At 60.4% G+C, this 12,489-nt stretch carries 12 protein-coding genes, 3 tRNA genes and 1 pseudogene; 9 read left to right on the forward strand and 7 right to left on the reverse strand.

Translation table 11 applies throughout. The annotated features are described in order from the left end of the window. Positions 1-89: 89 nt before the first annotated feature. Positions 90-254, forward strand: coding sequence for an integrase core domain-containing protein (locus tag GYH35_RS35410; RefSeq protein WP_161811941.1), 165 nt, complete (start codon positions 90-92; stop codon positions 252-254). 299 nt (positions 255-553) lie between these two features. On the opposite strand, the gene GYH35_RS10940 is transcribed toward GYH35_RS35410, so the two are convergent. The 4 genes from GYH35_RS10940 to GYH35_RS35120 form a co-directional block, all read right to left on the reverse strand. After that, positions 554-629, reverse strand: a tRNA-Lys gene (locus tag GYH35_RS10940). Positions 630-749: 120 nt separating this feature from the next. Then, positions 750-825, reverse strand: a tRNA-His gene (locus GYH35_RS10945). A gap of 134 nt (positions 826-959) precedes the next feature. Beyond that, positions 960-1,036, reverse strand: a tRNA-Arg gene (locus tag GYH35_RS10950). 531 nt (positions 1,037-1,567) lie between these two features. Next, positions 1,568-1,690 (reverse strand): hypothetical protein, encoded by a 123-nt coding sequence (locus tag GYH35_RS35120; protein ID WP_268894931.1) that lies wholly within the window; start codon positions 1,688-1,690, stop codon positions 1,568-1,570. Between the two features lie 210 nt (positions 1,691-1,900). On the opposite strand from GYH35_RS35120, the gene GYH35_RS10955 reads away from it, so the two are divergent. The 8 genes and pseudogenes from GYH35_RS10955 to GYH35_RS35310 form a co-directional block, all read left to right on the forward strand. Continuing rightward, positions 1,901-2,419, forward strand: coding sequence for a PAS domain-containing protein (locus GYH35_RS10955; protein WP_161828431.1), 519 nt, complete (start codon positions 1,901-1,903; stop codon positions 2,417-2,419). A gap of 736 nt (positions 2,420-3,155) precedes the next feature. Further along, complete coding sequence (locus tag GYH35_RS10960; protein ID WP_161811954.1) at positions 3,156-3,620, forward strand: hypothetical protein; 465 nt, start codon at positions 3,156-3,158, stop codon at positions 3,618-3,620. Positions 3,621-3,622: 2 nt separating this feature from the next. Then, the gene (locus tag GYH35_RS10965; RefSeq protein ID WP_161828432.1) at positions 3,623-4,012 is read left to right on the forward strand and encodes a hypothetical protein; all 390 of its coding nucleotides are present in this window, start codon (positions 3,623-3,625) and stop codon (positions 4,010-4,012) included. Positions 4,013-4,489: 477 nt separating this feature from the next. Next, positions 4,490-5,269 carry a Crp/Fnr family transcriptional regulator gene (locus GYH35_RS10970; RefSeq protein ID WP_161811956.1) on the forward strand — a complete coding sequence of 260 codons (780 nt, stop codon included), beginning with the start codon at positions 4,490-4,492 and terminating at the stop codon, positions 5,267-5,269. A gap of 483 nt (positions 5,270-5,752) precedes the next feature. Next, entirely contained in the window at positions 5,753-7,084 is a 1,332-nt protein-coding gene (nhaA, locus tag GYH35_RS10975; RefSeq protein ID WP_161811957.1) for a Na+/H+ antiporter NhaA, read from the forward strand. A 108-nt stretch (positions 7,085-7,192) separates the two neighbouring features. Beyond that, positions 7,193-7,786 (forward strand): hypothetical protein, encoded by a 594-nt coding sequence (locus GYH35_RS10980; RefSeq protein WP_161828434.1) that lies wholly within the window; start codon positions 7,193-7,195, stop codon positions 7,784-7,786. Then, complete coding sequence (locus tag GYH35_RS10985) at positions 7,783-7,992, forward strand: hypothetical protein (protein ID WP_161811959.1); 210 nt, start codon at positions 7,783-7,785, stop codon at positions 7,990-7,992. Before GYH35_RS10980 ends, GYH35_RS10985 begins: the two co-directional genes overlap by 4 nt. 156 nt (positions 7,993-8,148) lie before the next feature. Further along, a pseudogene (locus GYH35_RS35310) lies at positions 8,149-8,856 on the forward strand (Crp/Fnr family transcriptional regulator); the annotation flags it as partial. Here the strand turns inward: GYH35_RS35310 and GYH35_RS10995 are convergent. The 3 genes from GYH35_RS10995 to GYH35_RS11005 all read right to left on the reverse strand — a co-directional run bounded on the left by GYH35_RS10995 (position 8,822) and on the right by GYH35_RS11005 (position 12,139). After that, entirely contained in the window at positions 8,822-9,988 is a 1,167-nt protein-coding gene (locus GYH35_RS10995; protein ID WP_161828436.1) for a fatty acid desaturase, read from the reverse strand. The pseudogene GYH35_RS35310 and the gene GYH35_RS10995 overlap by 35 nt on opposite strands. Further along, positions 9,988-10,257 carry a hypothetical protein gene (locus GYH35_RS11000; RefSeq protein ID WP_161828437.1) on the reverse strand — a complete coding sequence of 90 codons (270 nt, stop codon included), beginning with the start codon at positions 10,255-10,257 and terminating at the stop codon, positions 9,988-9,990. Before GYH35_RS11000 ends, GYH35_RS10995 begins: the two co-directional genes overlap by 1 nt. A 103-nt stretch (positions 10,258-10,360) precedes the next feature. Continuing rightward, positions 10,361-12,139, reverse strand: a complete 1,779-nt coding sequence (locus GYH35_RS11005) for an SLC13 family permease (protein ID WP_161828438.1) — start codon at positions 12,137-12,139, stop codon at positions 10,361-10,363. Between the last annotated feature and the right edge of the window lie 350 nt (positions 12,140-12,489).

The following is a 12,489-nucleotide window of genomic DNA, read 5'->3' on the forward strand; positions in this document are numbered from 1 at the left end:
GTTCACGGAGCGGCAACCCTGCCTGACTGTGCAATTTTCGTCCGCCAGAAGTGTGCAAATTACGTCCGCCACCGACACCAATCGGAACCGTGCAGCGAGAGTCACTGGATCACGTTCCCTTCTGGGGTGGCCGAGATCTGGAACGGAAGCTGCGAGAGTTCCGTGACTATTACAATCACCGCCGGGTTCATGCCTCATTGAAGGGCGTCACTCCGATCTGCTCAAAGGAATCGCAGCCTGATCGCTCTCGATGACTATCGATGGCGATCTCACCGCCGCGGGTTGTATCAGCTGCTTGTGGCCGCGTCACGCTCAATTCGCCACGGACATGCTTTGAGCGGGGCGTCCTCGAGGTTGCATCTCGACACGTCTGAGCAACTCTCGATCGAAACAGCGACTGCCTCACACCAACTGATTCAACGTCAGTTGGTGTGATCGGGAAAATCATCTAGTTGCAATGCACGAGGTCGTCAGCAAGTGCACTTATTTTTATAGAGACAGCGTTTGTTCCGCTGCGGCGAAAACGTAAGTCGCGGAATCTAAAGCAGGAAAGTGGTGGGCCGTATAGGACTCGAACCTATAACCAACTGATTAAGAGTCAGCTGCTCTACCAATTGAGCTAACAGCCCACGTGATCGTGGTGTGCGGCGTAGTGACTGAATGTCCGCGCCGTCTACGAAGACGTAAAAGTGTAACAGAATTTTCCAAACTACCCAACGCAGCCACAGCAAGGCCAGTGCTTCATCGAGTGGGGTGGACGATGGGGCTCGAACCCACGACGACCGGAATCACAATCCGGGGCTCTACCAACTGAGCTACGTCCACCATTGCAATCGATAGTGGCTCCCGCTCGCCGACCCTGCAAGAGGGCCCTGGCCGCTGCGGGGCGCAGAGTATATACGAACTCGGCGCGAACACTAGTCGTTGGAGGAAGTTCGAGCACAGAAAGAGCGGCCGGATGGCGCGCCCGGAGGGACTCGAACCCCCGACCACCGGCTTAGAAGGCCGATGCTCTATCCAGCTGAGCTACGGGCGCGTCGCGGGCAAAGGGTGAAATGGTCGGGGCAGCCCGATTAGCTCTGTCCCTGGACCAGCGGGCGCAGATGGTACGGATCCAGTTACGGTAAGTCGAGAAGGGTGGCAGTGAAAATAGGACAGCTTGCGAGGCGAGCGCGAAATACTACCCCTTCACGAACCAGAAGGTGTTTGGCGACAATGGCTTACGCGCTTGGGGGGTACGCCCAAATTGCATACCCGGCGTGAGCCCGCAACCGGTGTCGCCCCTCGAGCTCGCGTCGATGAGGCTCTGATCATCACTCGCCGGGAGCCGCCATCGATGCGCCCGCTGTGCTGTCCCTGGAGTCCTTCGGCGCTCCGCGGCCTGCCGCCCGCAGGTCGGCTTTCACTCAGTGCGTCGACAACGTCCTTTACCTAGGTCTACACGCACACGGTCCCCGGTTCTTGGCGTGCTGTTGTGCTTGCGCATCGGGTGGTGGCTCGGTCGGGCGCGACTCCGCAGGGATGGCGAGCAGTCCATCGCCGGCGTAGGTGCAATCGACGGTGCGGTCTACGGGCGATGGGGCTGCTCATTGCATTCATATTCACAGGCGCCGCGCAGCGCTTCGAGCAATTCGGCAAGACCCAACGCGCACACCTTCAATTGCCGGACGGCGAGATTCGGTGTCGGCATGCCGCGATTCTCGCCTCCGCCATAAACGCCCGCGTCTCCATAGCCGAAATCGTCGGAAAAAAATTAGAACGATGTTCAGCTTGCGGTTCTGCTTGCTGGCCTGTGGCATGACATCTCCTTGCAGCGCATGCGCTTCGCAATGTTCGCTGGCGCACCGAGAGGCGGGCGCCGCTAAGTCATAGTACCGGCAGGTGTCATATGGAGAAGCGTATGAAACACGAGCCAGCGGTGCCGAGCGACGAACGAGAGTGGGGGGTTGCGATACCGTCGAAATCGGATCAACTCACGGCGGCTGACGGCTGCTCCGACAAGATTCGATCCTGGCGGCGACGGGCGCTGTTGAAGCGCGGTGCGCGGCTGCACATGACGATGGTCGCGAATGCGCAATCAAATTCGTTAGCGTCGTTAGCCATGCTGGATGAAGCGGGCACAGTGGTCAGCTGGTACGGCAGTCCAGATGGGCGCGATTACGTCTCCCAGGAAGTCGTCGACCGCCATCTGTCGTTGTTCTATTCCTCGGAGGAGGTTTGCAGACGACAGCCGGATCGTGATTTGCGTGCCGCTGTCATCGAAGGCCGAATCACTCGACAAGCGTGGCGCCGCAGGCCCGACGGCAGCGCATTCTGGGGCACTATCGACATCGAACCGGTCGTGCTTCGGGACGGGCGCGTGCAGGGGTTCAGCTATGTAGCGAGCGCTCCAGACCAGGTTGAACACAGCCTTCGATGATGAAAGTACTGGGCCACTATCACACGTTAGGCGGACGCTCGGAGATCTGCTGCAATAGTTCACCGAATTCAGTATCCGTTAGCGGTGGTGGCCGGGAGTTGATGCTCTCCAGAACTCTCCGCGCAAGGATCGAGGAACTGGTTTGGGGGTCCAGCCCCGCCAATTCCAGTAGCTGGTCGATGCGGTGATCGGAATCGTCTGACGGCATGTCTGCAGCTCATTTGCTTCGCGTCCCCACGATGTGTGGTGCCCTGCGAAGTCTCAATCTGTCAATGCGCAGCGATGTGTATTAGTTCGAAACAGCCCCCACGAACGCGCCAGACAGAACGCGGCGAGGCGGAACGAGAGATCCGCGCACAAAATATATTTATCTATCTAAAGGTGACCGAAGCGCGCACACTGGGGGCCGGTTCGTATCTTGGAGAAACTCTTGCGCTTTTGGGTGATTACTCGGATCGTTGCTGAATGTACGGCGCTGTTGCTCGTTGCGGCTGCCGCCAGCGCTCAGGCGCAAAGCTCTCTTTCCTCGATTCCGGAGAATGCCCGTCCGAGAGCCTATGGCAGCGGTTGGGAGTGTGCGCGCGGCTATCGAGAGACGGAGGGACGTTGTATCGCAGTGGTCGTCCCGGCGAACGCATATTTAGATGCACGGGGGACTTCTTGGCGCTGCAATCGCGGATACCTCAATGACAATCAGCGATGCACGCCCGTACGGGTGCCGCAGAACGGTTATGCCGTGGACTCCAGCTACGATCAGGGCTGGCGCTGCAATCGCGGATACCGCGCGGTCGGCGAATCCTGTGTGAAAGGCGAGGTGCCGGCACATGCCTACTTGCTCGACTCGATTCACGGCTTCGGATGGCAATGCGATCGAGGCTTCAGACAAACGCAGGATCGATGTGTCGCGATCGAAGTTCCTGCCAACGCATATCTGGTTCGCGCCGGCGATGATTGGAAGTGTGAGCGCGGCTTTCAGCGGATCGACAACCAGTGCTCGCCGATAGTCGTCCCGACGAACGCATATCTCGATGATCGCGGCAGTGAGTGGCGCTGCGAGCGTGGCTTCCGCAAGCAAGGTGCCGGTTGTGTCGCCGTGCGTGTCCCAGCCAATGCCTTCATCGGTTACGCGGGAGACGACTGGTCGTGTGAAGCGGGATTTCGCAAGCAAGAGGCGGCGTGCGTGGCCGTGCCCGGGAGTTGACCGTGCCCGAGGATATGAAACCAGATCGGTTGGCGGCGTTGCATGCCGCCCTTCGGATCGTGATCACGAGCGAGCTGCCGTCGGAACACAAGGCCACTTTGATCGAAGTGTTGACACAGGCTATCCGCGACGACGAGGCGGCTGAGCTGCACCGCCGATCGGTTGCGCGGTCGCAAGGGGAATGGCAGGAGCACGAGATCGTGGAGCTGAGATCGTTCCTGCACGGCCAGACGGTTAGAAGCTGGCAACATGCGGACGAGTGCGTGATGCAGCTGGCAACGCGGTTGCATCGTGATCCTGCATCGGTTCGGCACAAAGCAACGGAGCTCGGACTCGGCACGGCGGTCGATTATCGATTCGTCAGGCAGTTCAAGCTCAGTCGCGACGAGTGATCGTCAGTACGCGTGGAGCCGCGGGCGGCGATGGTAACGGTGACCCGCGTGCCCATCCCAATGTCTCTATCTCCCACATCGAGCGTTTCGAGCAATTGAGCTGGGCGAGATAAAGCCACAGCCAGGAGCGCCACCGTGGTCAGGCCACGGATTCATTCGCAAATGCATGCTCGTATGCGTTGGTTACAGCCTCATTCGCGAGCAGCGCCAATGCTGCCGCGTCCTGGGCGGGCAGTGTTATCTGATCGCATCCGATCCAACGCCACATGTGCATGGGGGTACGGCGAAACGATGCTCTGGCGCGCTGCCCGGCCGGGATCTCGGTGCGTTTGCGCACACAGGTCGAGTGCGCGATGGGTAATCGCCGGCCAGCTGGGAATATTCATTCGGGTGTGCGCCAACGTACATCGCGCTGACGCCGGCGGAGATACCCTCAACGCGAGGCTGAAACATCTTCCGGCCGTAGCCGAGAACTCATTGCATTCTTTCAAACAAAGTGCGGGCGAGAACCGTCTGCTGGCGACATTGACCGGGCCGGATCGGCAGCGCTTGTTTGCGGACTTTGAGCGGGTCGAGCTGTGTTCCGCGGAGATTATCTGCGGGTCGGATGAGCGGATAGAACACGTGTATTTCCCGACCGATGGCATCATCTCCTTGGTAACCGCGCTGCGCGACGGATCGCGTCTGGAGGTCGGCAGCATCGGTCACGAGGGCATGCTGGGTTCGTCGCTCATCCTGGGCGTCGATACATCCGCACAGTATGCGATAGTCCAGCGGTCTGGCACGGCGTGGCGGCTCGGTGCCGCCGTATTCCAGCGACATTTGCGCGAGAACATTGCTCTGCGCCGGCGGCTGAACTGTTACATGTACGTGCTGATGGGACAACTGGCCCAGACGACGGCTTGTTCGCACTACCACCAAGTGCGAGCGCGTCTGGCACGGCGGCTGCTGATGAATCGCGATCAGGTGCGCGGTAATCAGTTTCATGTCACCCAGGAATTTCTGGCGCACATGCTCGGCGTGCGGCGGGTGGGAGTCACGAACGCCGCGAACTCGTTGCGAGAGGAAGGTTTGATCGATTACCGACGTGGCGCCGTCACTATTCTGGACGGGCCTGCGCTCGAGCTGGCGTCATGCGCATGCTATCGAGGAGCAAACGACATGTACCAGCGGGCTTTGGGTCCATTGTCCGAGCCGAGGCATCGTCGCGCCGAACAGGCATCGACGCGGCGGACGGCGCACAAGCTCAGTAACTGAGGGTGCGCTCCGGACGAGTGCCAAGACTGCCGCCTTCATTTTCCCAAATCCTCACAGCAGCTCTTTGCTGCCGATCGTCTGGCCCAGGCGAGTCGGCGGGCTTGCCGTCCACGGCGGACCATGCATCGTCTGGTGCGGTGGAGCTGGTTCCGGTTCCGCTCCGGGTGTGCAAGGCGTTGCACATGGCATTGATCCATGGATTCTGGCGCCAGTCGCCTGCGTAGCGTCGGCCCGGCGTATGCCAGCGGCTTCCGATTGTAGTGCGACGCATGAGTGCTCCGGTGGTGGATGACCTCGCAACTGTGCGCCGGAACCCCGCTGCCGTCGGCGCGGTACCCAACGGAGCGCTGGCGGCTCAGTATTCGCCACTGCAGAGACAGGATTGCATCCGATCCCATCTGCATCCAAGATGGCCCGGATTCGCAGCAACCTCCCCAGCTACAGTTACATCCCGCATCGCGCTTCGGCGCCTGCCCAGTGAGCATGAACGAAAGCCGGCTCACTTCGGACCTGGCCAGGTTGCCGTCAGAGCCTGTAGACCGGCTGACCCATCCGTTCGGCAGGTTCCTGCGCATCGAGACGCTCGGCGGCGTTGTTTTGTTGGTTGCCGCGCTCATTTCGTTCGTGCTTTCCAATTCTCCCTGGGCGCACACCTTCGCTGGATTTTGGGAGTCGCCGGTCGGGCTGCGCCTTGGCCCGATCGAGTTCGTACGCTCGCTACGAGAGTGGATCAACGATGCCCTGATGACGGGATTCTTCTTCCTGGTTGCGGTCGAGCTCAAGCGCGAGTTGGTGCTCGGTGAGTTGAGCAATGCACGCATAGCGGCGTTGTCGATCGCCGGTGCCTTGGGCGGCATGATCATGCCTGCCACGCTGTATCTGCTGCTGCAAGCCGGCCAAGCCGGCGGCGCGGGGTGGGGCACTGTGATGGCGACCGATACCGCGTTCGTCATCGGCTGTCTTGCGCTGCTGGGCCGACGGGTCCCGCCGGCCCTGGGCGTGTTCATGCTCTCGCTGGCGATCGTCGACGATATTGGAGCAATCCTGGTCGTCGCCGTTGGTTACAGCGAGCAGATCGCCTGGTTGCCAGTCGCATTCGCCGTCGTATGTATCGCAGGCATAGCTGCCCTGGCGTGGGTAGGAGTGCGCAGCATGCCGGCGTATTTTGTGATGGGCGTGCTCGTCTGGCTTGCCATCGATGCCTCGGGCATTCATGCAACGATTGCGGGAGTCATTCTCGGGCTGCTGACACCTGCTCGCAGATGGGTGAGTGATGAACGGCTGTACGCGATACTCGATAAGGTGGTCGCGCATCCGGATGCCGCGGCGGAGAGCGGCGATACCAAGGATCGGGAAACCCTGCAGGTAGCGGCCATCGCCGCCCGCGAAACGCTGCCTCCAGTCGAACGCATCGAGATTGCTTTGCATCCCTGGGTGAGCTTCGTCGTCATGCCGGTGTTTGCACTCGCGAACGCTGGCTTGCCGATCGCTTTCACCGATCTGGAGATGTCGCTCACGACGACCATCTTTTTCGCGTTCGTCGTTGGCAAGCCAGCAGGAATACTGACGTTTTGCTGGCTGGCCGTTCGCACGGGAATCGCAGTACGTCCGCCCGGACTGAGCTGGGGAGTACTGGCCGGCGGCAGCGTGCTTGGCGGTATCGGATTCACGATGGCGCTCTTCATCGCCGGTCGCGCGTTCGACCAACATCTGATCGATAGCGCCAAGGCGGGGATTTTCGCGGCATCGGTCGTCTCGGGCGCACTCGGCCTTGCGCTGTTGGCGTGGGTGTCGCGCAGTGATTCGCGATGCTAAGCGCGCGTGTACCGCAATCGGCTCGTCGAAGCGCAATGTTCGCTAGCGCACTGATTGACAGATGCCCGTCAGCGCACAGTACGGAAAGGTTCTCATATGGAGGGGCACATGAAATTCAGGCAGGCAATGCCAAGCGACGACCGGCAGAACGTTGTCGCGATCTCTACCGACAGCAATCCCGATCTGATCCCGGCGGGCGCGACGCAGGGCTCCGATCAGAAGCTCGAAGGCGCCAGCGACTCGCCGCCAGGTTGGTCATCGTTATCGATATCGAAGTGGGATCAAGACAAGCCCGCTGACAGCCGCTCCGAGAAGATTCGGTTGTGGCGGCGACGAGCGTTGTCAAAGCGCGGGGCACGGCTACACACGAAGATGAGCGCGGATGGGCAGTCGAGTTCTTTGGCCATGCTGGACGAGACGGGAGTCGTGGTCTGCTGGTACGGCAGCCTGGACGGGCGCGATTACACGTCCGAGGAAGTCGTGGACCGTCATTTGTCACAGTTCTATGTCTCCGAGGACGTTGGAAAGCGACAGCCGTATCGTGATTTGCGTGCGGCGGTTGTCAATGGCCGTATCACGCGGCGAGGGTGGCGGCGCCGGTCCGACGGAAGCGCGTTCTTGGGCTTTTTCGACATTCAACCGGTAGTGCTTCGAGACGGGCGAGTGCAGGGGTTCAGCTACTTGGCGAGTGCTCCAGCGTGAATACCGAGAGCGCCGGTCTGTCAGCAAAGCTCGTGACCCTCGATCAGGTCGCTGACGCGGCGCTCCCGCGTCCTGCGCAAGCTCGCTACACGGCGTACCGGAATGCACTCATCGCGGACGGACAGGATGACGAGCAGGTCGTGCAGACGCTTTGGCTGTTTCTGTGGGATTTGTCGGAGGGTCGCTCTGTAAACGGCGTCCACTAGGCGCTGCGGCCCATCTTCAACGCCGCGTTTGCCAGCCGTCGCTGCTGTAAAGCTTCATCGTACACGGTACTTCACGATTCGCCGCTGCGTCGACGTGAATGTGTGTACGATACCGCACAGATCCGTAGTGCGGAGCATATACATCAAGGCCTCACGATGACGCCAGCTCACTATCCTCATCAGAACTATCTGCTGGCCGCGTTGCCGGCGGAGGATCTGGAGCGCGTGAGCAAAAATCTGAAACTCGTCGAGCTGCCGCTGGGCGAAGCTCTATATGAATCCGGTAGTCGTCAGCGGGCAGTGTACTTTCCGACGACCGCGATCGTTTCGCTCCTTTATACGTTGGCGGACGGTTCTTCAGTGGAAATCGCCGTGGTCGGCAACGAAGGGGTCATCGGCGTGTCGCTCTTCATGGGCGGCGAAACTACGCCGAGCCGGGCGGTGGTGCAGAGCGCTGGCTACGGCTACCGATGGTCCGGAAAATTTCTCAAAGAAGAATTCACGCTCGGTGGACCCATGCAGCATCTGCTGCTGAGGTACACGCAGGCGCTGCTGACGCAGATGGCGCAGACCGCGGTGTGTAACCGGCATCACTCGCTCGATCAGCAACTGTGCCGTTGGCTGTTGCTGAGTCTGGATCGTCTGGTCGGCACGGAGCTGGTGATGACGCAGGAATTGATCGCCAACATGTTGGGCGTGCGTCGTGAAGGCGTGACGGAGGCGGCAGGCAATCTGCAAAGCGCCGGACTGATCAAGTACAGCCGTGGCCGCATCAAGGTGCTCGATCGCGTGGGTCTGGAAGCTAGGACCTGCGAATGTTACGCCGTGGTCAAGAAAGAGTTCGATCGCCTGTTGCCGGCCGTTGCGCGGACTGGATTCCAGAGGGTGGATGTGCGGAGCTCGACGTGTTGTTCGCGCGCCGGCTCGCTTCGAGCTTGCGAATGTGCGCATAGCCGACGAGCTGCCTGGCCTGCTCGTCCCAAAAGCGGAACTTGAGGGATTGCAGACTCGACAGCAGCGACAGCGAGGTGACCGCTGCGAATCTCGGGTCGCTTTCGTGGCACTTCTGCAGGTTGTAATTGGGAATGCGCGGGCTGAGATGGTGAATGTGATGAAAGCCGATGTTCCCTGAGATCCATTGCAGCACCTTCGGCAGCTTGTAGTAGGAACTGCCGCGCAGCGCGGCTGCCGTGAAGTCCCACTTGTCGTTGCGTTCCCAGTAGACACCTTGGAACTGATGCTGGACATAGAAGAGCCACAGGCCGGCGGCGCCAGCCACGGTCATGGCGATCGATTGAATGAGCAGGTAAGAGGCCAGGCCGAATATCGAGCTCAGCAGCGTCGTGCTGATCAGCAGTGTCACATTCAACCACCACACCGAGTGGCGCTGTCGCCGTTGCGCGTTTGCGGACGCAAAACGCTGCTTGATCACGAAGACGAACAGCGGCGCGAGCACGAACAATATCAGTGGATTACGCGTTAGCCGGTACTGAAGACGTCGCTGGCGCGATGCGCTGAGATATTCCTGGACCGTCATGGTCCATACATCGCCGGTTCCGCGTCGATCGAGATTGCCGGCGCTGCCGTGATGAATGGCGTGCTCCCAGCGCCAGTGCTGGTACGGGCTGAACGTCAAGGCGCCAGCTATGAAACCGACAATGTCGTTCGCGCGCCGGGAACGAAAGTAGGACCCGTGCGTGCAGTCATGGAAGATGATGAAAATGCGCACCAGCAACACGCCCGATAGAGCTGCAAGCGGCACAGTGAGCCACAGGGAGATCTCCAGTACGCAGTACATCGCGAACCACAAAAGAAAGTACGGCAGGAATGTGTTCACGAGCTGCCATAGCGCGCGCTTCGTGGAAGCGTTCTGATGTGCCACGAGCACGTCTTTCAAGTCGGCCGTATGCGAGCCGTCGCTTTCGCTGATGTGACTCGCGACTGCTCCAGGCGCATGCGTGCTTGCAGGGTGTTCCGATGCGACAGTAGTGGGCATTATCGGCGATCGGAGAGATCCTGCACGAAGAGGGTCAGTGTAGAGAGGATGGCTGCTTCGTCCTGTTCGCGGGCGAGCAGCACCGCTTTGTACGCCTGGTAGCGTGTCAGTGCCTCGCTCGAGAGCGTGGAGACGGCAAGCGCGTCGATGTGAGCAAGCGGTAACGGGGTGTCTGCCGCACGTTCCGCCTGGGGCTCAGCGCCATGAGTTGGCGATGCGTCTTTCGGGGCGGGCCGGTCATTGGGTCCATTCCTTTCTTCGCAGTTCATGTCCTTGTGCTCGCAATGTTTCACTGAACGTGGCTACCCAGAATGCGCCAGCGCCGCGTCGCCCTCGGTGCGGTGACGCACATATGCCGCATCGTTCAAGCGGCTATCGCGTCAATGACCATGTCATCATGATGAGTGGCACGCCCAGCACGATCACAAGTAAAGACAGCGGCGCGCCGAGGCGAGCGTAGTCACCGAACTTGTATCCACCCGGTCCCATCACGAGCGTGTTGCATTGGTGCCCTATCGGTGTGAGGAAGTCACAAGCCGCTCCCACAGCAACGGCCATGAGGAATGCATCGGGCTGAAAGCCAAGACGGCCGGCGAAGCTCACAGCGATCGGCGCCATTACCAACACGGTCGCGGCATTGTTCAAGAACGGTGTCAGCGCCATGGCTGCTGCAATGATCAAGGCGAGCGCTGCGTATGGAGGCAGTGAATGAGCGATGTTCGAGAGCCCGATCGCAATGAGATCCGCGCCCCCCGTCGTACGAATCGCTTCACTGACGGGGATCAGAGCGCCGAGCATGACGAGCAATGGCCACTGGACGGTCGCATAGGCCTCTCGCAACGAGAGCGAGCCAAACAACACCACGAGCAATGCGGCGCCGAAGAACGCCAGCGCGACTGGCAATAGACCGGTGCCTGCCAGCAACATCGCGCCCGCCAGAACTGCAATCGGGATCACACCGCGACGGACACTGCCGAGCCTGATCTCGCGGGTTGCTAGCGGCAGACAGCCCAGATCGCGCAATAGCGCGGGCATGCCGCCGAGCGAACCTTGCAGGACGATGATGTCTCCCGCACGAAGCTTGATATCACGCAGCCGCTCGGTGAAGCGCTGGCCGCTGCGACTCACCGCGAGCAGATTCACTTTGAATCTGGCATGCAAAGCCAGACTTCCGACAGCCTGATCGATGAGCAGCGAGTCAGGACCGATCACCGCTTCGACACCGCCGATCTCCTCATTGGCCTTGTCGCTCCTCGTGCTGCGTTCCTCGCCTTCCAGTTCGAGGTCCAACCGCGCGACCGCTTGCTGTAGAGCTGCCGGCTCCCCTTGCAGAAGCACGATATCGTTCTCTCGCATCACCATATCGGGCAGCGGCGATGTTTTCTGGCCGTCGCGAACGACAGCGGTCACGACGACCTCCGGGCCTGCGGATCCACGCAGGTCGGCCATTGTCTTGCCGGCAATCGTTGATTCGGCCCGTACACGGCCCTCGGTGAGATAGTCATGAATATCCATGGCTTCGGCCAACGTCGATGCTCCTGCGCGATCGAGCGGCAGCAAACGGTATGCGATTGCGAGAAACGCGATCCCTGCTGTGGCGAGCCCGACACCGACGGGTGCGAAGTCAAACATCGCGAACGGCGCGCCCGTGATTTCGGAACGCAAGCGCGAAACGATGATGTTCGGCGAGGTGCCGATCAGGGTTGCGAGTCCGCCGAGCAATGAGCCGAATGCCATGGGCATCAGAAACACCGATGGCGAGGTTTTGGAGCGCTTGGCCATCTGGAAAGCCACTGGAAGCATCATCGCAAGTGCGCCGATGTTTTTTACGAATGCAGACAGCACGGTCACGGTGGTGACCAGCAGGACGAGTTGCGCACGCGTCGAGGTGATCTTCGGAGCGAGTGGATGCAGGACGGCCTCGATGACGCCGGAGCGCGCCACTGCCGCACTGACCAGCAACGCGCTGCCCACGATGATCACGATATCGTCGCCAAAGCCGCTGAAAGCAGCCTCGACGGGCACCACGCCGACGACTACCGAAGCGAATAGGGCGAGACCGGCGACCAGGTCATATCTCAGGCGTCCCCAGACGAATAGCGCCATCATGCCCGTGAGGATCGCGAAGGCGAGCATCTGGTCCAACGTCATGGTTTTCTCCGCGACGGTGCAAGGTCCAGCGTGTTTTCGTCTCGGCAATCAGCACAGCGAATGCTGAATCAATCACTTGTCTGGGGGAAAGTTCCTGCGAGGAGCGCTCTACGTGCACCAGGTCTCACGTGGACTATGTTCGTTGGCGAACGGACGCCGTATGACATTGATTACACACTGCAGGCTGTTGTCAGCATCACTGAAGCGCCGCATGCATCAATGATTGAAGGGGTGAACACGTGAGCAAGGGGCAGGACCGAAAGAAAGATCAGAAGAAAAAGCCGACAAGGACTTTCGACGAGAAGCGTGCGGCGAAGAAAGTCAAAAGGGCGGAGCGAGCGGCGGCACGC

Origin of the sequence: Steroidobacter agaridevorans (assembly GCF_009932555.1) — a bacterium.
Taxonomy (GTDB): Bacteria; Pseudomonadota; Gammaproteobacteria; order Steroidobacterales; family Steroidobacteraceae; genus Steroidobacter; species Steroidobacter agaridevorans.

Bases quoted from the DNA above. Each gene is read 5' to 3' on its own strand.
- nhaA (WP_161811957.1), top strand. From the start codon at position 5,753: ATGAACGAAAGCCGGCTCACTTCGGACCTGGCCAGGTTGCCGTCAGAG.
- GYH35_RS10955 (WP_161828431.1), top strand. From the start codon at position 1,901: ATGAAACACGAGCCAGCGGTGCCGAGCGACGAACGAGAGTGGGGGGTT.
- GYH35_RS10995 (WP_161828436.1), bottom strand. From the start codon at position 9,988: ATGCCCACTACTGTCGCATCGGAACACCCTGCAAGCACGCATGCGCCT.
- GYH35_RS11000 (WP_161828437.1), bottom strand. From the start codon at position 10,257: ATGAACTGCGAAGAAAGGAATGGACCCAATGACCGGCCCGCCCCGAAA.
- GYH35_RS10980 (WP_161828434.1), top strand. From the start codon at position 7,193: ATGAAATTCAGGCAGGCAATGCCAAGCGACGACCGGCAGAACGTTGTC.
- GYH35_RS35120 (WP_268894931.1), bottom strand. From the start codon at position 1,690: ATGCCGACACCGAATCTCGCCGTCCGGCAATTGAAGGTGTGCGCGTTG.
- GYH35_RS11005 (WP_161828438.1), bottom strand. From the start codon at position 12,139: ATGACGTTGGACCAGATGCTCGCCTTCGCGATCCTCACGGGCATGATG.